This window comes from Variovorax sp. SRS16 (assembly GCF_901827165.1).
Taxonomy (GTDB): Bacteria; Pseudomonadota; Gammaproteobacteria; order Burkholderiales; family Burkholderiaceae_C; genus Variovorax.
This window is the reverse complement of sequence record NZ_LR594666.1, coordinates 4,699,768-4,725,742: the sequence shown is the minus strand read 5'-3', so window position 1 is coordinate 4,725,742 and position 25,975 is coordinate 4,699,768. Positions and strand designations below refer to the sequence as shown.

Genomic DNA, 25,975 nt, shown 5'->3' with positions numbered 1-25,975 from the left:
TGTTTTGCGGCTACGCATACTTATTCTCAACCCTTGGTGCGGGTGGCCGCGCTGCGCAACTGGCTTGAGCCAGCTTGAAGACAGCACAAAACTTTTCGATTGTCGACGTGGCCGCGACGGCCTTCAATCCACGCTTCTCCAGGCACACCTTCCCGTGCGGAGCAACGAGCATTCAGGAGACAAATCGATGCGCAGACTCAACAGATTTCTCATGTCGGGGCTGGTGGCCCTGGCCATGACGATGGGAGGCGCCGCCCACGCGGAATGGCCGCACGACAAGCCCATCACCATCATCGTGCCGTTCCCGCCGGGTGGCGTGACCGATGTGCTTGCCAGGCTGGTGGCCAAGGAACTCTCGACCTCGCTGGCCCAGTCGGTCATCGTGCAGAACCGGCCCGGAGCCGCCGGCTTGCTCGGCACTCGCGTCGCGGCGCAGGCCGCGCCCGATGGCTACACCGTGCTGCTGAGCCAGATCGCCTCTCACGGTTCTCTGCCGGCCCTGCACAAGAAGCTCGGCTACGACCCCGTCAGGAACTTCGAGCCGGTGATCCTGCTGGCCGCGCATCCGAACGTGCTGGTCATCAACCCGACGCGCTCGCCCCGGAACGTGGCGGAACTCATCTCGCTCGCCAAGGCCAAGCCCGGTGCGCTCAACTACGGTTCAGCCGGCATCGGCACGACGTTCTTCCTGTCGGCGGAATTGTTCAAGTCGATGGCCAACGTCTTCATCACCGGCATTCACTATCAGGGCGGCGCACCGGCCATTACCGCATTGCTCGGCGGGCAGGTGGATATCGTCTTCTCCGATTTCTCGACGGCCATGCCGCACGTCAAGACCGGTGCCTTGCGCGCGCTGGCGGTGACCAGCAAGACCCGGTCGCCGGCCGCGCCGGACATTCCTGCCGTGGCCGAAACGCCCGGCATGCAGGACTTCGAGGTCGTGTCGTGGATTTCCCTGCACTATCCGGCCGGCGTGCCGGAGGCGATCGTCCAGCGCCTCAATGCCGCGGCCAACAAGGCATTGAAAGCGCCGGCGGTGGCCGATTGGGTGACCAACAGCGGCGGCGTGGTCAAGGGCGGCACGCCGGCCGACCTGGCCCGTCACGTCGACTCGGAACTGGCCAAGTGGAAGAAGGTGATCGACCGCACGGGCATCAGCACCGAGGAATGAGCGGACTGCGCCCGGCGGCCTCGAAGGCCGCCGGGCGCAGCGTCTTTCAGTTCGACTGGATCAGCGCATCGACCGCCAGCGCGCCGCGTCCCTTGGGCAGCACGATGAAGGGGTTGACGTCGATGCTCTCCAGCGCATCGCCCTGGGCGGCCGCATAGGCGGACAGGCGCGTCAGCGCCTGGACCAGCGCGTCCTCGTCGGCGGGCGGCGCGCCACGCACGCCCTGAAGCATCGCGTAGCCCTTCACTTCGCGGATCATGCGCCGCGCCTCGGAAGGGCCGAAGGGCGCACGGCGGAAGGTCACGTCCTTGAGCACTTCGACGAACACCCCGCCGAGACCGAACATCACCATGGGTCCGTACACCGGGTCGCGCATGACGCCCAGGATGGTCTCGACGCCGCCCTGGACTTGCTGCGCGAGCAGCACGCCGGCGATGCGCGCGCCCGGCGCATGGGTCTCGGCCCGGTCCATCAGCGTCGCGTAGCCTTCGCGAACTTCCTGGACGGATCTCACGTTGAGCAGCACGCCGCCGATTTCCGACTTGTGCTGGATATCCGGCGAGACGATCTTCATCACCAGGGGAAAGCCGATCCTTTCCGCTTCGACGACGGCTGCCTGCGCCGAGGTCGCGAGGCTCTCGGCGGCACAAGGGATGCCGGCCGACAGCAGCATCTTCTTGGCTTGAAATTCGTCGTACGTGTGGCCGTGCTGGACGGCCAGTGCGCCCGAGGGAACCGCAGGCGCGGTCTCGGGCGGCGCGGCCTCGAACGCATGGCGGAATTTCACCAGCGCGCTGATCGCCTTCAGCGCGCGTCCCGGATCCTCGAACACCGCGTAGCCCATGCCCTCCAGATGTTTTCGGGTTTCGGGGCTCGCCAGGGCCGACAGCACCAGAAAGCGGTCCGCGTGGTTGCGAGCCACCTCCTCGAAATGAGGCAGCAGCTTGCCGAACAGATCCTTGTTGCGCGCAATGTGCGTGATGAAGCACACCGCCGACCCGAAGCCTCCGCCGGTCAGCAGCTGCTCGAACATCGGGCCGATCAATTGCGGGTGCGTGATGACCTGGGCCGTCACATCCACCGGGTTGCGCGCGGCGGCGAAGGGCAGGAGTTCCTTGATCACGCGCTGCGACTCGGCCGGCAGTTCCGCCACCTGCAGACCGGCCGCCTCGGCCTGGTCCGCCATCAGGATGCCCACGCCCCCGGACACCGTGATCAGGCCGACCTTGTCATTGATCGGGAAACGCTTGAGCGAGCAGGCGTAGGCCACGTCCATCAGTTCCTCGATCGAATGCGCACGGTAGACATTGTTCTGACGCAGGATCGCTTCGAAGATCTCGTCCGAGCCGGCCAGGCTCGCGGTGTGCGATGCCGCGGCCCGCGCGCCCGCTTCGGATCGGCCGAGCTTGAGCACGATCACCGGCTTGCGCTTGCGGCGTGCGGCTTCGAATGCGGCGAGCAGCCGCGGCGGATTGATGACGCCTTCGATGATGGCCACGATCACCTCGGTCTCGGGATCCTCGACGATATAGGCCAGGGCTTCGGACAGGTCGACGTCGGACTGGTTGCCCGTGGTCAGGCACATCGACAGACCGAGTTCGCGCTCGGCGGCCAGCACGATCATGTGGATGCCGAATGCGCCGGACTGGCTCACCATGCCGATGGAGCCGATGCGCGGCGGCTTGTCGATGATGCCGCTGGTGAAGGTGGCCAGCAGTCCCTCGCGCACGTTGAAGGTGCCGGCGCAGTTGGGTCCGAGCAATGGCACGTTCCCCTTGCGCGCGGCCTCGGTGATGCGCGCCTGCAATGCGCGGCCGGCCTCGTCGACTTCGGCGAAGCCGGACGAAAACACCATCGCGCCGTTGACGCCCTTTGCCGCGCAGGCTTCGACGGCCGCCAGCACGTCCTGGGCCGGGACCGCGATCACCACGAGATCGACCTCGGCATCGACGGCCTGAAGCGTCGGGTAGGACTTCAGGCCCTGGACGACCTCGCGGCCGGGATTGATCGGGTAGATCGGGCCCTGGTATCCGGCGAGCCGGAGGTAGCGGATCGGCCGGCCGCCGATCTTGGTCTCGTCGGCCGAGGCGCCGATGATCGCGATCGAGCGGGGTTTGAGAAATGCCCGGACGCGGGCACCATCGGTGGAAGCGGAGTGGAACATCGGACGTCAATCGTTCAAGGCAGATGCAGGACTTGCTTGGCAAGAATGTTTCGCTGGACTTCGGAGGAGCCGCCGTAGATGGTCCCGGCCATGGAGGCCAGAAAAGTGGCCGCGACCTGGATCTCGTTCACCGCGTCACTGGCGCCGCTCAGGCCGCCATACGGCCCCGCGATCTCGACCGCGGTGGCGGCAATTCGCTTGTACATCTCGGTCTGGTGGACCTTGAGCATCGCGCCCTCCGGGCCGAGCTCGCCGCCCGCGCGGACCTTTTCCAGGCCCGCCTCGTACAAGCTGTTGTGGTCCGCCAGATCGGCGGCCAGGCGCGCGTAGCGTTCCATGAACACCGGCTCGCCCCAGCTGCCCACGGCCCTGGCGATCTGCCGCAGCAGCGCGAGCGCATTGAAGGACTGCGCCGATGCGCCGAGGAACAGCCGCTCGCCGCCCATCAACGCCTTGGTGATCGACCAGCCGTGATGGGCTTCGCCGACCAGGGCGTCGGCCGGCACTTTCACCTGGTCGAAGAAGACCTCGCAGAAGTCGTCCTGCATCGACAGGATCTTGATGGGCCGGATGGTCACGCCGGGCGCGTCGAGCGGCACCAGAAAGTAGCTGATGCCGTCCTGCGGCTTTGCCGCGGTCTTGTCGGTGCGCGCGAGCATGTGGCACCACTGCGCCTGGTTGGCGCGCGAGGTCCAGATCTTCTGGCCGCTGATCGTCCAGCCGTCGCCGTTCCACACGGCCTCGGTGCGCAGGCTCGCAAGGTCGGAGCCCGAATTGGGTTCGCTGTAGCCCTGGCACCAGACATGCTCGCCCGACAGGATCTTCGGCAGGAAATACGCCTGCTGCGCGGGCGTGCCGAACTTGATCAGCAGCGGCCCGGTCATCATCACGCCGTTGTCGGCGTAGCGGGAGCAGCCGTGTTCGTCGAACACGCGCGCCATGATGATCCGCTTGATCGGGCTCAGCCCCATGCCGCCGTATTCGCGCGGCCACGCCGGGGCCACCCAGCCGCGTTCGGCCAGTTTCCCATACCAGCCTCGCGTCACCGAGTGCGGCAACTGGCCGATCTGGAATCGCAGCGCGGGCGGGTAGTGGGCCTCGACGAAGTCCCGCACCATGGTGCGGAATGCGTCGTCGGTCATCGCGTTGTAGTCGGTGGCGGTTTCAATCATTTCGGGCGAGCTCGATGGCGGTGAAGCGCTGTCGATGTGCAAGGGTGGAGCCCCAGTCGTTCTGCACGGCAAGGATCTTTCGTGCATACAGGCCGATGTCGCATTCGTCGGTCATGCCCATCGCGCCATGGAACTGCACCGTCTCCTGGGCCATGCGCAGTGCGGCATCGCCCGCACGCATGCGGGCGCGCGAGGCCAGCGACTGACGATGTGCCTGCGATGCCGAGGGGTCGTTGCAGGCGATTGCTGCGTCATGGACGACGGCGCGCGTGAGTTCCAGCTGGATCTTCAGGTCGACGGCGCGGTGTTGCAGCGACTGGAAGCTGCCGATCGGCCGGCCGAATTGCTTGCGCACGGTCATGTAGGCCAGGCTGATGTCGAACGCGGCTTCCATCACGCCGAGGAGGTAGGCGGCATGGGCGAGCGCGCATTCCTCGAAGACGCCGTCGAAGGCGGCATCGAGCGCTTCGCCGGGCGCGTCCTTGAACACGACATCGGCCGCGAAGCCGCCGTCGTGCAGGCTCACCGGTTCGAGCGCGACGCCGGCGCTCTCGCGCTGCACGAGCGCCAGGCCGTCATGCGTGGCGACGACGAATGCGTCGGCACCGAGCGCGCAAGGGACGAGGCGCTTGGTGCCATTCACCTTGCCATGGCGGAATGTCGTGCGCGCGGCGGACGGCAGTTCGTGCGCGCGCTCCATCCACGCAGGAACGACGATGCGATCGCCCGCCATCACGCGCGCGCGCCAGTCGTCCGGCAGCAGCTGTGCGGCCGCCGTGACGGGAATGAAGGGCTCGGGGCTCAGCGACTCGCCCAGCTGCTGTGCCACGGCGCACAGCGCCTCGACGTCGAAGCCGCTGCCGTCGCCGGCTTCGGGCACACGCAGGCCGGCCCAGCCCAGTCCGCACATCTTTTTCCAGAGTGCGCGATCGAAACCTGGCGCCTGGAAACGAAGCGCGCGTGCGCGGGCCGCGCCGTCTTCGCGCGGCAGCAGCGAGGCGGCGCTCTCGCGGATCAGCGCGAGCCGCTCGCGGGCGTCGTCCTGGATCTCTGACATGTGGCCTTCTCCTTTCAACTGCCCTTGAAGACGGGCGTGCGTTTCTCGAAGAAAGCCGACTTGCCTTCATCGTGGTCGGTGGAACTGAACAGCATCGCCTGGATCTCGCGTTCTCTCAGCAGGACCTCGTCCAGGCCCGAAGCGAAAACCGAGCGGGTCAGCGCGATCGGCAAGGGCGCCTTGGCGGCCAGGAGCTTGGCCAGCCGCGTCGCCTCCTTCTGCGCATCGCCCGTGGCAACGAGGGTGTCGACCACGCCCCAGTCGAGCGCCTGCTTGGCGCTGAAGACCTCGTTGTACAGGAGGATCTGTCGCGCCCGGCCGGTCCCCACGCGCGCGGGCAGCGAATGCAGGATGCCGGTGTCGGGCGCCATGCCGATCTCGCCGAAGCCGGCCTTGAAGCGCGCCGACTCGCCGGCGACGATGGTGTCGCACAGGAGCGCGAGGGACAGACCGCCGCCGACCGCCCAGCCTTCCACCGCGGCAATGAAGGGCTTGCTGCTTTGCGCCATCAGCCGCACCAGGTCGTGCACGATGCGCATGCGGTCGAGCGCGGCGCCCATCGGCTGGTTGCCCATCGCGGTCACGTCGCCGCCGACGCAGAAAAGCTTGTCGCCGCCGGTGAACACCACGGCGCGCACCGTCTGGTCGGCTTCGAGGGCGCGAAAGGTGTTGAGCAATGCGATGCGCATCGGCATCGAGAAGGCGTTGCGGCGCTCGGGGTCGTTCATGCGGACGGTCGCGACGCCGGCCTCGTGGGATTGAATGATCATGGGCTCACTTTCGTCTTGAATTCAGGCTTCGCTGCCTTGCACCGCTGCGAGTTTCCCCGCTTGCTCGAGCTGGCTGTAGCGGGCTTCGCCGAACCAGTCGCGCAGCGAAGCCAGCGCTTCGTCGCGGGTGCTTGCGCGCGGGGCTCGGGGCAGTGCGGGCGACGTGCGGCTGAAGCGCGGCGCGGGCCTGGGTTGCTGCACGCCGCCCACCTCCACGAAGGCTTCGCGTGCCGCCGCGTGCGCGTGATGCGGTGCTTCGGCCATCGTGAGCACCGGCGCGAAACAGGCGTCGCTGCCTTCCAGCAGGGCGCACCAATCGTCGCGCGTGCGGGTGCGGAATCGGGCGGCCAGCGTTTCGCGCATCCGCGGCCATTGCGTGCGGTCCCAGCGGTCGGGAAAGTCGGCCGGCGCGATGTCCAGGCGCCGCAGCAGATCCTCGAAGAAGCGCGTCTCGATCGGCGCCACCGTCACGAACTTCCCATCGGCGCAGGCGTAGACGTCGTAGAAGGGCGTCCCCGAATCGGCGATGTTGGTGCCGCGTTCGAGTTTCCACATCCCCGCGGCCATCAGGCCGAACATGCTCGTCATCAGCGAGCTCACGCCGTCCGTGATCGCGGCGTCCACCACCTGGCCCCGGCCCGAGCGCTCGCTCTCGCGCAAGGCAGCCAGGATGCCCAGTGCCAGATAGAGCGATCCGCCCGCGTAGTCGCCCAGCAGGTTGATCGGGATGCTGGGCGGCTGGCCTGCGCGGCCTATCGCGTCGAGCGCGCCGGTCACGGCGATGTAGTTGAGGTCGTGCGCCGCCGCGTCCGCGAGCGGACCCGTCTGGCCCCAGCCTGTCATGCGGCCGTACACCAACTTCGGCTGGCGCTTGAAGCAGTCGTCCGGACCGAGCCCCAGGCGTTCCATCACGCCGGGCCGCATGCCTTCGATCACCGCGTCGGCACCGGCCACGACGTCCATCGCCATGGCCCGGCCCTCGGGCGATTTCAGGTCCAGCGCCATTCCCTCGCGATTGCGCAGCAGCAGGTCGAATTGGAGCGGCCGCTTCTTGCCCAGCTCCACCGGCGTGACGCGGTCGATGCGCAGCACCGTGGCGCCGAGGTCCGCCAGCAGCATCGCGCACATCGGCGCGGGACCCACGGCAGCGAATTCAACGATCTTCAGTCCGGCAAGCGGTCCCATGCGGCTCCTTGGCTGGTATTCGGATGATCAGGCCGTGCATTCATCATTGAAAACGAATGCCGCCCCGAGGAGTGCGGCGCTGGCGAGGACGCGTGTGTTCAGCATGCCGGAAGTCTCCTTTTCAGCTTGCATGTTGTCCGAGGCCGAAGGCCCTGACAATTGACTTTTTGCCGGCGCTTGTTGAATGCAATTCAAGCGCGCAGGAGTCCGGTGCTCGACCGCGACGGCCGACGGCGATGAAGATCGGGGCGGTCTTCAGGCGCGCGGATCGACGCGCAATCTCTCAGGCGCTGGGGAGCGAGGAGGGCGCTTCGTTGAATGCCGCGCATTGCGCGCGCAGCCATTGCCGGAAGGTTTCCATCTGCGACGTGAGCCGGCGGCTTTCCGGATAGATCAGGTAGTAGGTGAAGTCGCCCCGGTCCAGGCAACGGTCGAAGGGGCACACCAGCCGGCCGGCGGCGATGTCGTCCTGCACCAGCGCCATCTGCGCCATCACGAAGCCCTGTCCTTCGATGGCGGCCTGGTAGCTCAGCGCCGAGCTCTCGAAATACAGGAAGCTGAAGTCATCGAGCGTCGCCACGCCCTGCTCGGCCAGCCACGTCGGCCAGTCGTCGCGGCGCTCGGGCCAGGTCGACTGCAACAGCACATGCCGCATCAGGTCGATGGGCTTGCTGACCTCGGGCCCGCGCGCGAGCAGGGACGGGCTGCATACCGGCGCCACGATGTTGGGGATCAGCCGCTCGGCGATCGAGCCCGGCCATTCGCCATTGCCCAGGCGGATCGCGAAGTCGAGTTTCTCGCGGCTGAAATCGACCGGCTCGTTGCTGGTGGACAGCACGAGTTCCACCGACCGGTTCTCGGCATAGAAGCTGGACAGCCGCGGGATCAGCCAGCGCAGCGAGAAGGTGGTGTAGGCCCGCAGCTTGAGCATGTCCCTGTTGCCGGGTTCGACCAGCGCCGTGGTGGCGGCCCGGATGGAATCGAAGGCCGCCGACACTTCGCGGAAGTAGCGTTCTCCGGCGTCGGTCAGTGTGAGTTTGCGGTGGCCGCGCACGAACAGGTCGACGCCCAGGAACTCCTCGAGTGCGCGCAACTGATGGCTCACCGCACCGAGTGTCACGTGGAGTTCCACCGCGGCTTTGGTCGCGCTGAGATGGCGAGCGGTCGATACGAATGCGCGCAACGCATTCAGGGGAGGCATTTCCCGCACGGTCGCAACTGTGGGTGGGTTGAGTGAGTCTGGGTGGAGCGAACGATGATACTTCAAGCCACCTGGAGAGCGGCTTGCATTGCGCTCGCATTTAGATTTGCTCAATCGTCGGCAAAACAATTCGATTGTCAGTGCCAGGGGCGGGGACGATGCTCGCGAACCATGCAGAGTACCCATGACCCCTATCAGGATGTGCGTGACGCGATTCGAAGCCTCGTGGCCCAGTTGCCGGGCGACTACTTCCGGCGCGTCGATGAGCAGAACGGTTATCCCGAAGAGTTCGTCCATGCCTTGACCCAGGCCGGCTGGCTGGCCGCGCTGGTGCCGCAGGAATATGGCGGCTCGGGCCTGGGCCTCGCCGAGGCTTCGGTGATCATGGAAGAGATCAATCGCTGCGGAGGCAATGCCGGCGCCTGCCACGGCCAGATGTACAACATGAACACCTTGCTGCGCCATGGCTCGAAGGCGCAGAAGGAACGCTACATGCCCGGCATCGCCACCGGCGAGCTGCGGCTGCAGTCGATGGCCGTGACCGAGCCGACCACCGGCACCGACACCACCCGGCTCAAGACCACCGCCGTGAAGAAGGGCGACCGCTACGTGGTCAACGGCCAGAAAGTCTGGATCTCGCGCGTGCAGCATTCGGAACTGATGATCCTGCTGGCGCGCACGACGCCGGTGGACCAGGTCGCGCGCCGCTCCGACGGCATGTCGATCTTCCTGGTCGACGTGAAGGCGGCGACGGGCAAGGGCATGACCGTGCGGCCGATCTCGAACATGGTCAATCACGAGACCAACGAGCTGTTCTTCGACAACCTCGAGATTCCGGCAGAGAACCTGATCGGCGAGGAGGGCAAGGGCTTCAAGTATCTGCTCGACGGCCTCAATGCCGAACGCACGCTGGTGGCCGCCGAATGCATCGGCGATGCGCACTGGTTCATCGAGAAGATCGTGAAGTACGCCAGCGAGCGGGTGGTGTTCGACCGCCCGATCGGCAAGAACCAGGGCGTGCAGTTTCCGATCGCACGGGCCTGGGTCAATCTGCAGGCCGCCGACCTGATGCGTTTCAAGGCGACCTCCCTGTTCGACGCCGGCCAGCCCTGCGGCGCCGAGGCCAACATGGCCAAGCTGCTGGCGGCCGATGTCTCGTGGGAAGCGGCCAACGCGTGCATCCAGTTCCACGGCGGATTCGGCTTCGCGACCGAGTACGACGTCGAGCGCAAGTTTCGCGAAACGCGCCTCTACCAGGTCGCGCCCATCTCCACCAACATGATCCTGTCGTATGTGGCCGAGCACGTGCTCGGTCTGCCGCGCTCGTTTTGAAAGCACCTGCGATGAGGACACTGGAAGGCTTGACGGTCGTCACGTTCGAGCACGCGATCGCCGCACCGTTCTGCACGCGTCAGCTTGCCGACCTCGGTGCGCGCGTGATCAAGATCGAGCGCCCCGGCAGCGGAGACTTCGCGCGCGCCTACGACACGCGCACGCGCGGCCTGGCCTCGCACTTCGTCTGGGTGAATCGCTCGAAGGAAAGCGTCACGCTCGACATCAAGCACCCGGCGTCGCAGGGGGTGCTGGACGCGCTGATGGCCAAGGCCGATGTGGTGGTGCAGAACCTGGCACCGGGCGCCGCCGCGCGCCTGGGCCTGTCGTGGCAGGCGCTGTCGGCCAAGCATCCGCGCCTCACGCTGTGCGATATCTCCGGCTACGGGCCGGACGGTCCCTACCGCGACAAGAAGGCCTACGACTTGCTGATCCAGAGCGAGGGCGGCCTGGTGTCGATCACCGGCACGCCCGAGCATCCGTCCAAGACCGGCGCCTCCGTGGCCGACATCGCCGCTGGCATGTATGCCTACAGCAACGTGCTGGCCGCCCTGCTGCGACGCGGCGTCAGCGGCAAGGGCTCGCACATCGAGGTGTCGATGCTGGAAGCGATGACCGAGTGGACCAGCTATGCGCTCTACTACACCTACGACGGCGCCGAGCCGCCCGCGCGCGCGGGCGCTTCGCATTCGGCCATCTTTCCCTATGGGCCGTTCACCGCCGGCGATGGCGTGACGGTGATCCTGGCGGTCCAGAACGAGCGCGAGTGGGAGTCCTTCTGCCGCACCGTGCTGCAGCGGCCCGACGTGCTGGCGAACGAGGCCTATGCCGGCAACGCCCGGCGGGTGGCGCTGCGCGATGAACTCAAGCAGGTGGTCGACGGCGTGCTGCAAGGGCTGACGGGCCAGCAGCTGGTGGCCCGGCTGGACGAAGCCGGCATCGCCAACGCCTGCATGAACGACATGCAGGGCGTGTGGGATCACCCGCAGCTCAAGGCCCGCGACCGCTGGACCGAGATCGATTCGCCGGCCGGAAAGCTGCGCGCGCTGCTGCCGCCCGGCATGAGCCGCGAGGACAACCCGCGCATGGATGCCGTGCCGGCCCTCGGGCAACATACGGATGCGGTGTTGCGCGAGCTCGGCCTGGCCGGCAGCGACATCGAGGCATTGAGGAAAGCCGGCGCGGTCTGAACGCGCCGTACCCAACTGACAAAGGAGAGACGGATATGGCAGCGTGGTTGCAGGACAAGGTCGTGGTGGTCACCGGCGCCGGCGGCGGCATCGGCCGTGACATCGCATTGGCCATGGCGGCCGAAGGCGCCAGCGTGGTGGTGAACGACATTGGCGCTTCGCTCGCGGGCGAGGGCCTGGACGACGGACCCGCGCAGCGCGTGGTCGGGCAGATCAAGGAGAACGGCGGCAGTGCCGTGGCCAGCACCGACAGCGTGGCCAGCTGGGCCGGCGCACAGCGCATCATCGCCACGGCGGTGGACAGCTTCGGGCGCATCGATTGCGTCGTCAACAACGCAGGCATCCTGCGCGACCGTTTCTTCTTCAACATGTCGATGGAGGAATGGCAGTCGGTGATCGACGTTCACCTGCAGGGTTCCTTCTTCATGGCGCGCGCGGCGGCGCCGCACTTCAAGAGCGACAACCGCGGCGCGCTGGTCAACATGACATCGACCTCCGCGCTGATCGGCAACTACGGCCAGGCCAACTACATGGCGGCCAAGCTGGGCATCGTCGGGCTGTCGCGTGCGGTGGCGCTGGACATGGCCAAGTTCAACGTGCGCTCCAACTGCATCGCACCCTTCGCATGGAGCCGCATGATCAGCAGCATTCCGACCGACACGCCCGACCAGGTGGAGCGGGTCAACCGGCTGAAGACCATGGAGACGGCCAAGATCGCGCCGCTGGCCGTCTACCTCGCCAGCGATCAGGCCAAGGATGTGAGCGCGCAGATCTTCGGCGTGCGGGCGAACGAGATCTTCCTGTTCTCGCAGCCGCGTCCGGTGCGCTCGGTCCACAACGCCGAAGGCTGGACGCCGGCCAGGATCGCCGAACAGGCGATGCCCGCGATGCGCGCGCAATTCACCCCGCTGGAGCGCTCGCAGGACGTGTTCTGCTGGGACCCCCTCTGAGACAAGCAACGCCAACCCAGGAAACCGACGACATGGAATTCAACGACATCCTCTACGCCAAGAAGAACGGCGTGGCGCACATCACGATCAACCGCGAGAAGGTGATGAACGCCTTTCGCCCCGACACGGTCGAGGAGATGATCCTGGCCTTTCGCGACGCCGATGCCGATCCGTCGATCGGCGCCATCGTGCTGGCCGGCGCCGGGGAGCGCGCCTTCTGCACCGGCGGCGACCAGTCTTCGCACGACGGCAAATATGCGGGCCGCGGCGTGGCCGGCATGCCGATCGAGGAATTGCAGACCCTGATCCGCGACTGCCGCGTGCCCGTCATCGCACGGGTGCAGGGCTATGCGATCGGCGGCGGCAACGTGCTCGCCACGATGTGCGACCTCACCATTGCTTCCGAGAAAGCGGTCTTCGGCCAGGTCGGCCCGAAGGTCGGCTCGGTGGACCCGGGCTGGGGCACGGCCTACCTGTCGCGCATCGTGGGCGAGAAGAAGGCGCGCGAGATCTGGTATTTCTGCCGCCGCTACACCGCCGCCGAAGCGCAGGCGATGGGGCTCGTCAACGTGGTGGTGCCGCATGATCAGCTCGACGCGACCGTCGATGCCTGGTGCGCGGAGCTGCTCGAGAAGAGCCCGACCGCCATCGCCATTGCCAAGCGCTCGTTCAATGCCGACAGCGACAACATCCGCGGCATCGGCAATGCCGGGCTCGAGGCGCTGGCGCTGTTCTACCAGACGCCCGAGGCGAAGGAAGGCGCCAACGCGTTCCGCGAGAAGCGCAAGCCGGACTTCCGCGCCGCGCGCGACCGGAAGGCCTGAGCGATGTTCCCGCATCTGATGGCCCCGCTGGACCTCGGGCGCACCGTGCTGCGCAACCGCGTCTACATGGGCTCGATGCACACACGCATCGACACGCAAGACCAGCCCGTGCGCCGCATGGCCGCGTTCTATGGCGAGCGCGCCAGGGGCGGCGTCGCGGTGATCGTGACCGGCGGCTGCTCGCCGAACGAGGAGGGGCTGATCGAGCCCGGCGCGCCGATGCTGACGAACGAGGCGCAGCTGCACGAACACCGGCCGGTGACCGACGAGGTGCACAGGCACGGCGGCAAGATCCTGTTGCAATTGCTCCATTCGGGCCGCAACGGCAAGATCGACGCCCTTGTCGGCGCTTCCGACATCCGCTCGCCGATCAATCCGCGCACCCCGCGCGCGCTGGCCAGCGAGGAAGTCGAGCGCACGGTCGAGGACTTCGTGCGCTGCGCGAAGCTGGCCGAACAGGCCGGCTACGACGGCGTCGAGGTCATGGGCTCCGAGGGCTATCTGGTGCACCAGTTCGCCACCGAGCGCTGCAACAACCGCAGCGACAAATGGGGCGGCAGCGCCGAGAAGCGCCGCCGCTTCCCGGTCGAGATCGTGCGCCGCATCCGCGCCGCGGTGGGCAGCGGATTCATCATCGTCTACCGCATTTCCGCGCTGGACCTGGCCGAGGGCGGTGCGAGCGCCGAAGAGATCGCCGCCCTCGCGCAGGGCGTGGAAGCCGCCGGCGCCGATCTGCTCAACACCGGCATCGGCTGGCACGAATCGGTCGTGCCCACCATCGCCTACCCCGTGCCGCGCGGTGCATTCCGTTTCGCGGTGGCGCGGCTCAAGAAAGCCGTGCGCCTGCCGGTCGTCATCTCCAACCGGATCAACATGCCGGAGATGGCGGAAGAGATGATCGCCAGCGGCGATGCCGACATGGTGTCGATGGCGCGTCCCCTGCTGGCGGACCCCTTCTTCGCGGCCAAGGCCGCGGCCGGGCTGCCGCAGACGATCAACACCTGCATCGCCTGCAACCAGGCCTGCCTCGACAACGCGTTCTCGGAAAAGGCGACCAGCTGCATGGTCAACCCCCAGGCCGGCCGCGAGATCGACTTCGAGTCGCCCGCGCCGGCGCGCAAGCTGCGCGTCGCGGTGGTGGGCGCCGGCCCGGCAGGGCTTGCCGCTGCCACCCAGGCGGCCGGGCGCGGCCATCAGGTCACGCTGTTCGAAGCCTCCGATGTCATCGGCGGCCAGCTCAACCTGGCCGTGCGCGTGCCCGGCAAGATCGAGTTCGCGGAGACGCTGCGTTACTTCCGCGAGCAGATCGCGCGCAGCGGCGTGCAGTTGCGCCTGAACACGCGCGCCACGGCGGCGCAGCTCGCGTCGGGCGAGTTCGACCGCGTGATCGTCGCGACCGGCATCCTGCCGCGCGAGCTGCAATTCCCGGGGGCCGGCCATGCCAAGGTGGCCTCGTATGTCGACATCATCACCGGCCGCAGGCGGGCTGGCAGCCAGGTGGCCATCATCGGCATGGGCGGCATCGGCTTCGACGTCGCCGAGCTGCTGACCTCGCCGCACGAGGCCGGCCATCGCGAGACGCCGGAGGAATTCTTCGAGGACTGGGGTGTCGATACCGCGGCGGCCTCGCCGACCGCCCTGAAGGCGATGCACACGCCGCCGGCCGAGCGCCAGGTGACGCTGCTGCAGCGCTCGAACACGCGCGTGGGCGAGCGCCTCGGCCTCAGCACCGGCTGGATCCATCGCGGCAAGCTGCGCCGCCGCGGCGTGAAGACGCTGACCGGCTGCGCGTACGAGCGGGTGGATGACGACGGCTTCCACATCACCGTCAACGGCGAGCCGAAGGTGCTGGCGGTGGACACCGTCGTGGTCTGCGCCGGCCAGGAGGTCAACCGCGCATTGGCCGACGAACTGCTGGCGGCCGGCATGCAGGTCGACGTCATCGGCGGCGCCCATATCGCGAGCGAGCTCGATGCGGTGCGCGCCATCGACGAAGGCACCCGGCTGGCCTGGGCGCTGTGAGCAGGAGCAGATGATGTTCGAACTTCAAGTCGCCGATTCCATCGCCACCGTGACCCTGGCGCGGCCGCCGGTCAATGCGATGAACGATGCCTGGGTCGAGGGCTTCCACGCGCTGCTCGATCAACTCGATGCGCGGGAGGACTGGTCGATCTTCTGCGTGCGCAGTGCACTCAGGCTTTTCTGCGGCGGTGCCGACCTCAAGCAGATCGGCGCCAACTTCGGCCGCGGGATCGAGGTGCAGGCGAGCGCCGGCAGTCGCTATCAGAAACTGTTCGCGCGCATCGAAGCGCTCAGGCAGCCGACCATCGCGCTGCTCAAGGGCAGTGCGCTCGGCGGCGGGCTGGAGCTGGCGCTGGCCTGCGATCTGCGGATGGCATCGGAAGAAGCCAAGCTCGGCCTGGTCGAAGTGAAGCTCGGCCTGATGCCGGGTGCGGGCGGCACGCAGCGGCTGCCGCGCGCGGTCGGCATGGCCAATGCGATGAAGCTGATCCTCAGCGGCGAGCCGGTCACCGGCGCGCAGGCCCTGGCGATGGGGTTGGTGCAGTGGGCCGTTCCCGCGGGGGAATTCGACGCGCGCGCGCAGGCCGTGCTCCAGCAGTTCGCTGCCGTCGCGCCGCACGCAGCGCAGGCGGCCAAGGCCGCGATCCGCGCGGCCTTCGACACCCAGCGCGACGGCTACGCGGTGGAGACGGAATGCGTGAAGGGCTGCCTCGCGCATCCGCGCACGCAGCAACTGGTCGGCGAGTTCCTCGCCCGATCGACCCAATGACTCAAGGAGACTTCGTGGAATTGAAGGACAAGATCATCGTGGTCACCGGCGGCGCCTCGGGCATCGGCCGGGCGACCACGCAGGTGCTGGCCGCGCATGGCGCCGTCGTGCACGTCGGCGACCTCGACCTCGCGGGCGCGCAGGGCACGGCCGAGGGCTGCGAGGGCGGCCGGGTGTCGGCGGCGGCGCTCGATCTGGCACAGGCGGATTCCGTGAAGGCGTTCGCCGCGGAAGTCCTGGCGCGGCATGGGCGGGTGGACGGGCTGGTGAATGCCGCCGGCTTCGACAAGGTCGGCCCTTTCATCAAGAACGATCCGGCGCTGTGGGAACGGCTGGTGGCGGTCAACCTGCTGGGCGCGATGCGGCTGACGCAATTGGTGCTGCCATCGATGATCTCGGCCAACGCGGGCAAGATCGTCAACATCGCCAGCGACGCCGGCCGGGTCGGCAGCATGGGCGAGACGGCCTACGCGGCGACCAAGGGCGGCCTGATCGCCTTCACGAAATCGCTGGCGCGCGAGATGGCGCGCCATCAGATCAATGTCAACGTGGTGTGCCCCGGTCCGACCGACACGCCGCTGTTCAATGCCCAGGCCTCCGAAGGGCTGCGCGAGGCGCTGATCAGCGCCATCCCGTTCCGCCGTCTCGGCCAGCCCGAGGACATCGCAGAGGCCGTGCGCTATCTCATGGGACCGCACTCGAACTACGTCACCGGCCAGGTCCTGAGCGTCAGCGGCGGCCTGACCATGGCCGGCTGAGCCGGCACCCGGAGAACAAGCAATGAGAGTATTCGCGACGCTGGACGAGCTCGTCCCGCTGGTCGGCCAGCACGTGGCGACCAGCGACTGGATCACGGTCACGCAGGAACAGATCGACCTGTTCGCCGAGGCCACAGGCGACCACCAATGGCTGCACGTGGACCCGGTCCGTGCGAAGGCCGGCCCTTATGGCACCACCATCGCACACGGCTTCCTCACGCTGTCGCTGCTGCCGATCATGTACGCGACGGCGATCAAGGTCGAGCAGATGCGCATGGGCCTCAACTACGGCATGAACCGGGTTCGATTTCCTGCGCCGGTGCCGGTGGGCAGCCGGCTGCGTTGCCGCATCAAGCTGCTGGCCTGCGAGGAAGTGGCGGACAACGGCCTGCAGCTCACCTGGGACATGAACGTGGAGCGCGAGGGCGAGACCAAGCCGGTCTGCATCGCCGAATTCGTGCAGCGGCGGTACCGGTGAGCAAGGCCGTCCTCGTCACCGGCGGCAGCGCCGGCGCGGGCTTCGCCGTGGCCAAGCTGATGGCCAGCCAGGGTCACAGGGTGGCCGTCACCGGCCGTTCGGCCGAGACCGGCGCGGCGGCCGGGCAGGTGCTGGATGCGCTCTCGCCCGGCAGCTTCTTCGTGCAGGGCGATGCCGTCGATGCCGCCCAGGGCGCCGCCGCGGTGGCCGAGGCGGCGCGCCGGCTGGGCGGCCTGGATGTGCTGGTCAGCGCCGGTGCGCAGACCCCGCTGGGACCGCTGCCCTTCGAGCAGATGACGCCGGCGCAGATCGAAGAGGGCTTTCGCATCCGGGTCATGGGGCGGATCCTGCCGGTGCATGCGGCCATTCCGTTCCTGCGCCGGTCCGGCAACGGCTCCGTGGTGCTGCTCACCACCGATGCGGCGCGGCATCCGACGCCCGGCGAGTCGGTGATCGGCGCCTCGGGCGCCGCCATCATTCTGTTGACCAAATCGCTCGCCCGCGAACTGACGCGCGACAAGATCCGCGTGAATGCCGTGGCGCTCACCATCACCTCCGACACGGTCGGCTGGGAGCGCATGTTCGCCAACCCGCAATTCGGCAACGGGCTGTTCGCCAAGGCCGTCGCGCGCTTTCCTTCGGGCCGTGCGCCGAAGGCGGAGGAAGTGGCCGAAGCCGTGGCCTTCCTGGCCGGCGATGGCGCTGGCCAGATCACGGGCCAGACGCTGAGCGTGAACGGCGGCCTGTCGTTCGGTGGCTGGTGACGATGACCCGAATCACATTCCACGAAGGAGAGCGCCTTGGCACTCGATGCTGACAACCTGAACCAGTTCACCGACACCGTCGCCCGCTTCGTGCGCGAGCGGCTGATCCCGGCCGAGGCCCGGGTTGCCGAAGAGGACCACATCCCGGCCGAGCTGCTTCGCGGCATGGGCGAGCTGGGCCTGTTCGGCATGACATTGCCGGAGAAATTCGGCGGCCTCGAACTCAATGCCGCGGAAGAGGTGCGCGTCGTCTTCGAGCTGTGCTACGCCGCGCCGGCCTACCGCGGCTACCTGGGCGCCAACAACGGCCTGGGCGGCCGGGCGATCCTGGTCGGCGGCAGCGAGGCGATGAAGGACAAGTACCTGCCGCGGGTCGCTTCCGGCGAACTCGTGACCGCGTTCGCGCTGACCGAGCCCGAGACCGGCTCCGATGCCGCGGCACTGAAGACCAGGGCGACGAAGCAGGCCGATGGCGCCTGGGTGTTGAGCGGACGCAAGACCTTCATCACGCATGCCGACATCGCCGACCTCTTCATCGTGGTGGCGCGCAGCGATCCGCAATCCACCGGCGGCAAGGGCGTGTCGGTGTTCCTGGTCCCCGGCGATACGCCCGGCATCCTGCGCGGCAAGCCCGAGAAGAAGATGGGCCAGCAGGGCACGCACGTGGCGGAACTCGCCTTCGACGACTGCCGGCTGCCCGCGGACGCCCTGCTCGGCGTGGAGGGGCGCGGCTTCGAGCTGACGATGCAGGGCATCGACCGCAGCCGCCTGCACATGGGCGCGATCTGCGTCGGCGTCGCCCGCCGCCTGATCGACGAGGCCCTGAAGTACGCGATGGAGCGGCGCCAGTTCGGCAAGCCGATCGCCGACTTCCAGCTGGTGCAGGCGATGCTGGCCGACAGCCAGGCCGAGATGGCGGCGGCGCGCGCGCTGGTGATCGAAAGCGCCGCGCGTTGCGATGCCGGCGAGAACATCTCGATGGAAGCCTCCTGCTGCAAGATGTTCGCCAGCGAAATGGTGGGCCGCATCGCCGATCGCGCGGTGCAGATCTTCGGCGGCGCGGGCTACATGCAGGACAGCGTGGTCGAGCGCCTCTACCGCGACGTGCGCGTGTTCCGCATCTACGAGGGCACGACCCAGATCCAGCAGGTCACGATCGCCAAGCACATGATCCGCCGCGCCGAGACGGCCTGAAATCAAACTCCAGGAGACAAGACATGAACATCAATCGCAGGATGGCGATGGCCGGCATCGCGGCCGCCGTGGCCGCGCCGGCCGTGCGCGCAGCGTCGGGCTGGCCCGAGCGCCAGATCAAGTGGATCGTGCCCTTCGCCGCGGGCGGCTCCACCGACGCCTTCTCGCGCCTGGCCGCCGAACAGCTGTCGAACGCGCTCGGCCAGCCGCTGGTGGTGGAGAACATCACCGGCGCTTCGGGCGCCATCGGCCTGGAGCGCCTGGCCCGTGCAGCGCCCGACGGCTACACCCTGGGCACGATCCCGAACAGCCTGCAGACGATGCTGCCCTACGTGACCGAAATCCCGTTGCCCTACGACCCGATGAAATCGTTCGTACCGATCGGCGGCTTCGCGCAGTTCCAGTACGTGTTCGTCGTCTCTTCCTCGTCGCCGATCAAGACGCTGGACGAGCTGATCTCGATCGGCCGGACGCAGCCGGGCAAGCTGAGCTTCGGCACCACCGGGCCCGGCACCGGCAACCATCTCGCGACGGTGCTGCTCGCACGCAAGACCGGCTCCGAATTCACCTATGTGCCGTACAAGGGCGCGTCGCAGTCCGTGGTGGATCTGCTGGGCGGCCACATCGACCTGATCGTCGACATCGTCGGCGGCGTGGACGCGTTGATCCGCGAAGGCAAGCTGCGCCCGCTGGCCACCACCGGCGCCAGGCGCCTGCCCTTGCTGCCCGACGTGCCGACGGTCAGCGAGACCATCCCCGGCTACCACCACGTGGGCTGGTTCGGCCTCTATGGGCCGGCGGGACTGCCGCCCGCGATCGTGACTCGACTCAACGCCGAATTGCAGCGCGCGCAGGTGGCGCCGAAGTACGGCTCGGCCCTGGTCAAGCTGGGCTACGAACCGATGCCGGGATCTTCCGCCGACCTGGATGCGCAACAGAAGCGCGAGTACGCGCAGTGGGGCGCGATCCTCAAGAAGACGTAGTCGATCGTCAAGGACGATCCGAGACCGCGAGACCGTACCACCGAGCAAACAAAGGAAAACAGCTTGGCCCTCGATCCCCAAGACCTGAAGCAATTCGTCGCCAGCGTGGCGCGCCTGGTGCGCGACCGATTGATCCCCGCCGAGGCGCGGGTGGCGGCCGAGGACCGCATCCCCGAGGAGGTGATCGCCGACATGCGCAAGCTCGGCCTGTTCGGCATGACCTTGCCGCAGAAGTATGGCGGCCTCGAACTGAATGCCTGCGAGGAAGTGCAGGTCGTGTTCGAGCTGTGCTACGCCGCGCCGGCCTTTCGCGGCTACATCGGCGCCAACAACAGCCTCGGCGGCCGCGCCATCCTGTGGGGCGGCACCGACAGGCAACGCGACCACTACCTGCCGCGCATCGCGTCGGGCGAATTGCTCACCGCCTTTGCGCTGACCGAGCCGAGCAGCGGTTCCGACGCCACGGCATTGAACACGCGCGCGCACCGCCGCGCCGACGGCTGCTGGGTCATCAACGGCGGCAAGCGCTTCATCACCGGCGCCTCCGAAGCGGATGTGATCAACGTCGTCGCGCGCACCGAGCCGGGTTCGACCGGGGGCAGTGGCGTGTCGGTGCTGCTGGTCGAGCGCGGCACGCCGGGCCTGGTGCAGGCGCCGCCCGATCGCAAGATGGGCCAGCAGGGCGCGCACACCGGCGATCTGCATTTCGAGGACTGCGTGGTGCCGCCCGATGCCTTGCTGGGCGAAGAGGGCAAGGGCTTCAAGCTCACCATGCGCACCATCGATCGCGGGCGCCTTCACATCGGCGCGGCGTCGGTGGGTCTCGCAGGCCGCCTGATCGACGAGATGCTGCGCTACGCGCTGGAGCGGCGCCAGTTCGGCCAGCCCATCGCGCAGTTCCAGCTGGTGCAGGCCATGCTCGCGGACAGCCGCGCCGAGCATCTCGCGGCCCGTGCGCTCGTGCTGCAGACCGCGGCGCGCTGCGACCGCGGCGAGGACTTCTCGATGGATGCGGCCTGCTGCAAGATGTACGCATCCGAAATGGTGGGCCGCGTGGCCGATCGCGCCATCCAGGTCTTCGGCGGGGCGGGCTACATGCAGGACTCGGCCGTCGAGCGGCTGTACCGGGACGCGCGCATCTTCCGCATCTACGAAGGCACGACCCAGATCCAGCAGATCACCATCGCCAAGCACCTGGTGCGCGCCGCTTCGGCGCTGCACTGACACCCGCATTCCCCAATCAAGGACCATTCCGATGAGCGACCAATTGCAGACCCGCGTGGAAGACCGCGTGGCCCAGATCATCTTCAACCGCCCCGAGACCCGCAACGGCCTGGTGCCGCAGTTTCTCGGCGAGGTCATGGAGGCCGTGAAGGCCTTCGAGGCCGACCCCGGCGTGCGCGTCATCCTGTTCACCGGCAACGGCCCCGATTTTTCCTCGGGCGGCGACAAGGGCTTCCTGCGCGAGGTCCAGAAGATGACGCCGGACGAAGTGCAAAAGAACGTCTACAGCTTCTTCCAGGGCGCGGTGCGCCTCATCAAGCTGTGCAGCAAGCCGACCGTGGCCGTGGTCAACGGCGCGGCGGTCGGCACGGGCTGCGATCTGGCGCTCGCGACCGACTTCCGCGTGGTCTCGAAGAAGTCCTTCTTTCACGAGAACTGGACGGCGATCGGCTGCATCCCGCCATTGGGCGCGATGTACCTCCTGCCGCGCCTGATCGGCCTGGAGCGCGCCGCCAACATGGTGATGCGGGCGCAGCGCGTGTACGGCGAGGAGGCCGTGCGGATCGGCCTGGCGACGCATCTGGCGCAGGACGATGCCCAGCTTCGCGACGAGGGCCAGGCCTTCGCGAAGGACCTGGCCTGCCGCTCGGCCGACGCCCTGCGCGCCGCCAAGGTGGCGCTGCGCCGTTCCATGGAGGGCACGCTGGCCGGCGAGTGGGAGTTCAACCTGCTGCAGCAGGGCCGCTTGTTGTCCGGCCCCGACTTTGCCTCGGCGCTCGACGCCATCGAGGCCAAGCGCGCGCCGACGTACTAGGCATCCCCAGGGTCGACGGCCGCACCCGTGAGCGCGCCCTCGGCATACAGGCGGATGACGCCTGCCATGCCGCCCATGAAGTGGCCCTGGCTCGCCAGCATGCGGTGCAGCGACGCGAGCAGGCCGGTCAGCGGCATCGGCGATCCGGTTTCGCGGCCCAGGTCGATGATGATCTCGAGATCCTTCAGCGCCGTGCGTGCCGAGCCCGTGAGTTCGCCGCTGACCATGGCCGGCGCATAGCGGCGCAGCACGGCGGAATCGGCCAGCCCGCCCTCCATGGCCTGCGGCAGGCGCGCGACATCCAGCCCCAGCTTGAGCGCGAGGTTCAGCGCTTCGGCCAGCACCGCGGCGGTGCCGAAGCTGACCATCTGATTGCAGGCCTTCGCCGCCTGGCCGCTGCCGGCCGGACCGAGGTGCGTCATCTGGCGCGCGAAGCTCATCACCACCGGCCGCACGCGCTCCACATGCCGCGGCTCGCCGCCGGCGAACACCGCGAGCGCGCCTTGCTGCGCACCGGACGGGCCGCCGGTGACCGGCGCGTCCACCCAGGCGCCGCCCGCCGCGTGGAAGCGGGCGGCGATGCTTCGCGTGGCCGCGGGGTGCAAGGTGGAGTGATCGGCGACGACGAGATCGCGCAGACTGGCGGGACCGGCCGTGGCGATTCCGTCGTCGCCGAAAACGACCTGCTCCACGGCATGCGCGTCGGTGACGCAAAGGCACAGCACGTCCACCGATCGCGCCAGCGCCGCGGGCGTGGCCGCGAGCGTGGCGCCGAGCGCGACCAGGGGCGCTGCCTTGTCTGCGCTGCGGTTCCAGACCTCGAGTTCGAAGCCGGCCTGCAGGATCCGCCGGGCCATCTCGATGCCGATCACGCCGAGGCCGGCGAAGCCGACCCGGCGCACCGGTGCGCTTTCCATGGCGGCTACTTCTTGAGGAGCTGGCATTTGCTCTCGGCGACGGTGGTGAATGCCTGCTCGCCGGGAACCGTCGCGACGAGCTTGTAGTAGTCCCATGGCCGGGTCGACTCGGCGGGCGACTTGACCTGGAACAGGTACATGTCGTGGATCATGCGGCCGTCGGCCCGGACGAAGCCCTTGCCATAGAAGTCGTCGTACTTCTTCGACTTCAACACGGCCATCACCTTGTCGCCGTTGATCGTGCCAGCCGCCGCCACGGCCTGTAGGTAGTTGATGGTGGCGGAGTAGTCCGCCGCCTGAATGCTCGAGGGCATCCGCTTGAAACGTTCGAAGAAACGGCTTGCGAATTTTCGGGAAGCATCGCTTTGGTCCCAATACCAGCTGTCCGCCAATTGCAGTCCGGCCGTGTTCGACAGGCCGAGGCTGTGCACGTCATTGATGAACACCAGCAGGCCCGCGATCTTCATCGTCTTGTCGATTCCGAATGCCTTGGCAGCCTTGACGGCGTTCGTGAAGTCGCCGCCGGCATCCGCCAACCCGAGGATCTGGGCCTTGGAGGCCTGGGCCTGCAGCAGGAAGGAGGAGAAATCGGAGGCGTTCAGCGGATGTTGAACGCTGCCCAATACGGTTCCTCCATTGGCCCTCACCACCTCGGCGGCGTCTGATTGCAGCGAATGACCGAACGCGTAATCAGCCGTCAGGAAGTACCAGTTCTTGTAGCCGGCCTTGACCAACGCGGTGCCGGCCACCTTCGCCAGGGCGACTGTGTCGTAGGCATAGTGGAGCGTGTAGGGGGAACATTCCTCGTTGGTCAGGCGCGCTGTGGCTCCCCCGATCGAAATGAAGGGTCGCTTCTTCGCAAGCGCCAGTTGCGCCATCACCAGGTTCGCGGCGGAACTGCCGCCACCGAAGAGCACCGCCAGGTTGTCGTTGTCCATCCATTGGCGGGCCTGCAAGCTCGCCAGGTCGGACTTGTTCTGATGATCGGCGGACACGACCTCGACGGGACGCCCAAGCACCTTGCCACCGAAATCCTGGACCGCCCAATGGATGACTTCGGCGCCGGCCGGGCCGTCGATGTCGGCGTAGAGACTCGACTTGTCGGTGATGAAGCCGATCCGGACGGGACCGGTATCGTTTTGGGAGAAGGCACAGGCGGGGCTCAGCGCAATGGCCAGTGCCGCGAGGATTGTCTTGGAATTCATGAGAGGTGCTCGCAAGGAAAGTGAGGGTGTTTTCAGTCTGAGATCTCGCGCAGGCGATCGCGCAGCAATTGCTTCTGGACCTTGCCGCTCGGTGTCAGGGGCAGCGCATCGACGACGACGACCCGGCGCGGAATCTTGAAGCTCGCAATCTTTCCGCGGCAAAAGGCGTCGACCTCCGGCAAGCCGATTTGCGCGTCGGTTGCCGTGACGACGAAGGCTGCCACCACCTCGTGCAGCCGGAGGTCGGGGCAGCCGATCACGGCCGCTTCGGAGATGCCCGGCATCTGCAGGAGCAGGTGTTCGACCTCGGCGGGTGAAACGTTGTCGCCGCCCACTTTCAGCATGTCCTTGTAGCGGCCGGTGAAGCGCAGGTGCCCATCTGTGCGAAGAATGCCGGCGTCGCCGGAGTGGATCCATCCTTCGCCGTCTATCGTTTGCGCAGTTGCCTCGGGTTGCCTGTAGTAGCCGAGCATGTTGGTGTAGCTGCGAATCAGGATCTCGCCCTGTTCACCGGGTTGAAGATCCAGCCCGGTCTGGGGATCGACGACACGCAGCTCCACATCGGGCAGCGGGTAACCGGAGGCCTGGGTCCGCTGATCGAGCGTGGCGTCCAGAAACGAGTGGCTGACCGCGCCCCAGCATTCGGTCATGCCGTAGGCGCCCACCGTGGGGCACAGCTTGCGCTGAATCTCGTGAGCAAGTTCCTCCACGTTTTTCAGGCCAGCCCCGAAGTGACCGACCCGCAGGCTGCTCGTGTCGATCGCGGGCAGGCGGGCCTTCTGATGGATCAGGTCTCGATAGTGCGTATCGAAGCCGGACAGCATGGTGACGCGCTCGCTTTCGATCAGGCGCAATGACTGCTCTGCATCGAAGGTCTCGGTCACCACCTGCCTGGCACCGGTCACGATGCTGTGCAAGGCAATGTTGCCGAGCGAATAGATATGGAACAGCGGCAGGTTGTTCAGGCAGACGTCCGAGCTCGTGAGCCCGAGCGCCGCCGCCCGCTCCGACATGAGCCGGATGCCGATGTGGCTCAGCATCACGCCCTTGGGCTTGCCGGTGGTGCCCGAGGTGTAGATGATGAGCGCCGCGGCGTCCGGGTCGACCGCTGCGGCGCGCCTCTCCAATTCGCCGTCCGCGGCATCCGTCGCTCCTTGCATGAAGGTCGTCCATGACAACGCGCCCGGCAAGGCGCCCTGCTCGAAGACGACGACCCGGCGCAGATCGGGACAGGTGGAAGATCGCAGGAGCCCATCGGCTCCCACGTCGACCTCGCCCAGCACCTCTCGCGCCATGTCGAGATAGTCGATGGGCCCCGAACGCTCCACGGTGATGAAGGTCGCGCAGCCGCACTGGCGCAGACCATGGCTCAGGTCGAGGGTACGGTAGCGCGTGTTCAACGGTACGAAGACGGCGCCGACCTTGCAGATGGCGTAGAAGAGGTACAGGAACTCGGGCCGGTTGGTCATCCAGACCGCGACGCGCTCGCCGGGCGCCACGCCGGCGCCGATCAACGCGCGTGCCACCCGGTCGACTTCGACGTCGAATTGCGCGTAGGTCCAGCGCTGTCCGTTGAAGGCCAGCGCTTCGTTCCTACCCCACCTGCGCGCGGCCTGCGCCGGCAACATGCCGATGGTGCGTCTTCGAAACCATTCCTTCACGTCTTGTCTCCTGGCCGAGGAGACGTATTGGTTCGCGAACAGTCCCTGCTGACAATCGAATTATTTTTTCGAGGCAGCCAGTAAAACTAAATCGACTGCTGACGTGGGTTGAACTGCGTTGCACCACCGGACAATAAAGGTCAATTGTCAGAGGCGACCGCATGCGGGAT

Annotated in this window: 23 protein-coding genes; 14 read left to right on the top strand and 9 right to left on the bottom strand. The window is 67.3% G+C overall.

The annotated features are described in order from the left end of the window. Nucleotides 1-187 precede the first annotated feature (187 nt). On the top strand, nucleotides 188-1,171 hold the full coding sequence (locus E5P2_RS22860) for a Bug family tripartite tricarboxylate transporter substrate binding protein (RefSeq protein ID WP_162569432.1): 984 nt from the start codon (nucleotides 188-190) through the stop codon (nucleotides 1,169-1,171). Nucleotides 1,172-1,217: 46 nt separating this feature from the next. Here E5P2_RS22860 and E5P2_RS22855 read toward each other — a convergent pair whose 3' ends face one another. From E5P2_RS22855 to gcvA, 6 genes are all read right to left on the bottom strand, one after another. Next, entirely contained in the window at nucleotides 1,218-3,335 is a 2,118-nt protein-coding gene (locus E5P2_RS22855; protein WP_162569431.1) for an acetate--CoA ligase family protein, read from the bottom strand. Nucleotides 3,336-3,349: 14 nt separating this feature from the next. Next, nucleotides 3,350-4,507 carry an acyl-CoA dehydrogenase family protein gene (locus tag E5P2_RS22850; RefSeq protein ID WP_162569430.1) on the bottom strand — a complete coding sequence of 386 codons (1,158 nt, stop codon included), beginning with the start codon at nucleotides 4,505-4,507 and terminating at the stop codon, nucleotides 3,350-3,352. After that, on the bottom strand, nucleotides 4,500-5,564 hold the full coding sequence (locus tag E5P2_RS22845) for an acyl-CoA dehydrogenase family protein (RefSeq protein ID WP_162569429.1): 1,065 nt from the start codon (nucleotides 5,562-5,564) through the stop codon (nucleotides 4,500-4,502). Before E5P2_RS22845 ends, E5P2_RS22850 begins: the two co-directional genes overlap by 8 nt. Before the next feature lie 14 nt (nucleotides 5,565-5,578). Continuing rightward, the gene (locus tag E5P2_RS22840; RefSeq protein WP_162569428.1) at nucleotides 5,579-6,334 is read right to left on the bottom strand and encodes an enoyl-CoA hydratase/isomerase family protein; all 756 of its coding nucleotides are present in this window, start codon (nucleotides 6,332-6,334) and stop codon (nucleotides 5,579-5,581) included. A gap of 21 nt (nucleotides 6,335-6,355) precedes the next feature. Beyond that, on the bottom strand, nucleotides 6,356-7,519 hold the full coding sequence (locus tag E5P2_RS22835) for a CaiB/BaiF CoA transferase family protein (protein WP_162569427.1): 1,164 nt from the start codon (nucleotides 7,517-7,519) through the stop codon (nucleotides 6,356-6,358). Between the two features lie 283 nt (nucleotides 7,520-7,802). Next, nucleotides 7,803-8,720, bottom strand: a complete 918-nt coding sequence (gcvA, locus tag E5P2_RS22830) for a transcriptional regulator GcvA (RefSeq protein WP_232080807.1) — start codon at nucleotides 8,718-8,720, stop codon at nucleotides 7,803-7,805. Nucleotides 8,721-8,891: 171 nt separating this feature from the next. Between gcvA and E5P2_RS22825 the strand changes: the two genes are divergently transcribed. From E5P2_RS22825 to E5P2_RS22765, 13 genes are all read left to right on the top strand, one after another. After that, complete coding sequence (locus tag E5P2_RS22825) at nucleotides 8,892-10,052, top strand: acyl-CoA dehydrogenase family protein (RefSeq protein ID WP_162569425.1); 1,161 nt, start codon at nucleotides 8,892-8,894, stop codon at nucleotides 10,050-10,052. An 11-nt stretch (nucleotides 10,053-10,063) separates the two neighbouring features. Beyond that, nucleotides 10,064-11,242, top strand: a complete 1,179-nt coding sequence (locus tag E5P2_RS22820) for a CaiB/BaiF CoA transferase family protein (RefSeq protein WP_162569424.1) — start codon at nucleotides 10,064-10,066, stop codon at nucleotides 11,240-11,242. 35 nt (nucleotides 11,243-11,277) lie between these two features. Beyond that, nucleotides 11,278-12,192: an SDR family NAD(P)-dependent oxidoreductase gene (locus E5P2_RS22815; RefSeq protein WP_162569423.1), complete on the top strand. Its 915-nt coding sequence runs from the start codon at nucleotides 11,278-11,280 to the stop codon at nucleotides 12,190-12,192. A gap of 32 nt (nucleotides 12,193-12,224) precedes the next feature. Beyond that, on the top strand, nucleotides 12,225-13,016 hold the full coding sequence (locus E5P2_RS22810) for an enoyl-CoA hydratase-related protein (protein ID WP_162569422.1): 792 nt from the start codon (nucleotides 12,225-12,227) through the stop codon (nucleotides 13,014-13,016). Nucleotides 13,017-13,019: 3 nt separating this feature from the next. Next, the gene (locus E5P2_RS22805) at nucleotides 13,020-15,038 is read left to right on the top strand and encodes an oxidoreductase (RefSeq protein WP_162569421.1); all 2,019 of its coding nucleotides are present in this window, start codon (nucleotides 13,020-13,022) and stop codon (nucleotides 15,036-15,038) included. A gap of 13 nt (nucleotides 15,039-15,051) precedes the next feature. Next, complete coding sequence (locus E5P2_RS22800; protein WP_162569420.1) at nucleotides 15,052-15,807, top strand: enoyl-CoA hydratase/isomerase family protein; 756 nt, start codon at nucleotides 15,052-15,054, stop codon at nucleotides 15,805-15,807. Nucleotides 15,808-15,821: 14 nt separating this feature from the next. Then, a complete protein-coding gene (locus E5P2_RS22795; protein ID WP_232077234.1) occupies nucleotides 15,822-16,565 on the top strand; it encodes an SDR family NAD(P)-dependent oxidoreductase in 744 nt (247 codons plus the stop codon). 22 nt (nucleotides 16,566-16,587) lie between these two features. Next, nucleotides 16,588-17,043 (top strand): MaoC family dehydratase, encoded by a 456-nt coding sequence (locus E5P2_RS22790; RefSeq protein ID WP_162569418.1) that lies wholly within the window; start codon nucleotides 16,588-16,590, stop codon nucleotides 17,041-17,043. Next, entirely contained in the window at nucleotides 17,040-17,807 is a 768-nt protein-coding gene (locus tag E5P2_RS22785) for an SDR family NAD(P)-dependent oxidoreductase (RefSeq protein WP_162569417.1), read from the top strand. The genes E5P2_RS22790 and E5P2_RS22785 overlap by 4 nt, the downstream gene beginning before the upstream one ends. Nucleotides 17,808-17,843: 36 nt before the next feature. Continuing rightward, nucleotides 17,844-19,001 (top strand): acyl-CoA dehydrogenase family protein, encoded by a 1,158-nt coding sequence (locus E5P2_RS22780; RefSeq protein WP_162569416.1) that lies wholly within the window; start codon nucleotides 17,844-17,846, stop codon nucleotides 18,999-19,001. Between the two features lie 23 nt (nucleotides 19,002-19,024). Next, on the top strand, nucleotides 19,025-19,984 hold the full coding sequence (locus tag E5P2_RS22775) for a Bug family tripartite tricarboxylate transporter substrate binding protein (protein WP_162569415.1): 960 nt from the start codon (nucleotides 19,025-19,027) through the stop codon (nucleotides 19,982-19,984). A gap of 63 nt (nucleotides 19,985-20,047) precedes the next feature. Then, a complete protein-coding gene (locus E5P2_RS22770; RefSeq protein WP_162569414.1) occupies nucleotides 20,048-21,208 on the top strand; it encodes an acyl-CoA dehydrogenase family protein in 1,161 nt (386 codons plus the stop codon). Between the two features lie 31 nt (nucleotides 21,209-21,239). Continuing rightward, nucleotides 21,240-22,022, top strand: a complete 783-nt coding sequence (locus E5P2_RS22765) for an enoyl-CoA hydratase/isomerase family protein (protein WP_162569413.1) — start codon at nucleotides 21,240-21,242, stop codon at nucleotides 22,020-22,022. Here E5P2_RS22765 and E5P2_RS22760 read toward each other — a convergent pair. From E5P2_RS22760 to E5P2_RS22750, 3 genes are read right to left on the bottom strand one after another with little or no spacing between them, the layout of a single operon-like run. Then, nucleotides 22,019-22,939: an NAD(P)-dependent oxidoreductase gene (locus tag E5P2_RS22760; protein WP_162569412.1), complete on the bottom strand. Its 921-nt coding sequence runs from the start codon at nucleotides 22,937-22,939 to the stop codon at nucleotides 22,019-22,021. The two genes, E5P2_RS22765 and E5P2_RS22760, sit on opposite strands and share 4 nt — an antisense overlap. Before the next feature lie 5 nt (nucleotides 22,940-22,944). Next, on the bottom strand, nucleotides 22,945-24,144 hold the full coding sequence (locus tag E5P2_RS22755; protein ID WP_162569411.1) for an ABC transporter substrate-binding protein: 1,200 nt from the start codon (nucleotides 24,142-24,144) through the stop codon (nucleotides 22,945-22,947). Between the two features lie 32 nt (nucleotides 24,145-24,176). Then, nucleotides 24,177-25,805, bottom strand: coding sequence for a class I adenylate-forming enzyme family protein (locus E5P2_RS22750; RefSeq protein ID WP_162569410.1), 1,629 nt, complete (start codon nucleotides 25,803-25,805; stop codon nucleotides 24,177-24,179). Between the last annotated feature and the right edge of the window lie 170 nt (nucleotides 25,806-25,975).

Coding starts and splice junctions, on each gene's coding strand:
- E5P2_RS22860 (WP_162569432.1), top strand. CDS start 188: ATGCGCAGACTCAACAGATTTCTCATGTCGGGGCTGGTGGCCCTGGCC.
- E5P2_RS22855 (WP_162569431.1), bottom strand. CDS start 3,335: ATGTTCCACTCCGCTTCCACCGATGGTGCCCGCGTCCGGGCATTTCTC.
- E5P2_RS22850 (WP_162569430.1), bottom strand. CDS start 4,507: ATGATTGAAACCGCCACCGACTACAACGCGATGACCGACGACGCATTC.
- E5P2_RS22845 (WP_162569429.1), bottom strand. CDS start 5,564: ATGTCAGAGATCCAGGACGACGCCCGCGAGCGGCTCGCGCTGATCCGC.
- E5P2_RS22840 (WP_162569428.1), bottom strand. CDS start 6,334: ATGATCATTCAATCCCACGAGGCCGGCGTCGCGACCGTCCGCATGAAC.
- E5P2_RS22835 (WP_162569427.1), bottom strand. CDS start 7,519: ATGGGACCGCTTGCCGGACTGAAGATCGTTGAATTCGCTGCCGTGGGT.
- gcvA (WP_232080807.1), bottom strand. CDS start 8,720: ATGCCTCCCCTGAATGCGTTGCGCGCATTCGTATCGACCGCTCGCCAT.
- E5P2_RS22825 (WP_162569425.1), top strand. CDS start 8,892: ATGCAGAGTACCCATGACCCCTATCAGGATGTGCGTGACGCGATTCGA.
- E5P2_RS22820 (WP_162569424.1), top strand. CDS start 10,064: ATGAGGACACTGGAAGGCTTGACGGTCGTCACGTTCGAGCACGCGATC.
- E5P2_RS22815 (WP_162569423.1), top strand. CDS start 11,278: ATGGCAGCGTGGTTGCAGGACAAGGTCGTGGTGGTCACCGGCGCCGGC.
- E5P2_RS22810 (WP_162569422.1), top strand. CDS start 12,225: ATGGAATTCAACGACATCCTCTACGCCAAGAAGAACGGCGTGGCGCAC.
- E5P2_RS22805 (WP_162569421.1), top strand. CDS start 13,020: ATGTTCCCGCATCTGATGGCCCCGCTGGACCTCGGGCGCACCGTGCTG.
- E5P2_RS22800 (WP_162569420.1), top strand. CDS start 15,052: ATGTTCGAACTTCAAGTCGCCGATTCCATCGCCACCGTGACCCTGGCG.
- E5P2_RS22790 (WP_162569418.1), top strand. CDS start 16,588: ATGAGAGTATTCGCGACGCTGGACGAGCTCGTCCCGCTGGTCGGCCAG.
- E5P2_RS22775 (WP_162569415.1), top strand. CDS start 19,025: ATGAACATCAATCGCAGGATGGCGATGGCCGGCATCGCGGCCGCCGTG.
- E5P2_RS22765 (WP_162569413.1), top strand. CDS start 21,240: ATGAGCGACCAATTGCAGACCCGCGTGGAAGACCGCGTGGCCCAGATC.
- E5P2_RS22760 (WP_162569412.1), bottom strand. CDS start 22,939: ATGGAAAGCGCACCGGTGCGCCGGGTCGGCTTCGCCGGCCTCGGCGTG.
- E5P2_RS22755 (WP_162569411.1), bottom strand. CDS start 24,144: ATGAATTCCAAGACAATCCTCGCGGCACTGGCCATTGCGCTGAGCCCC.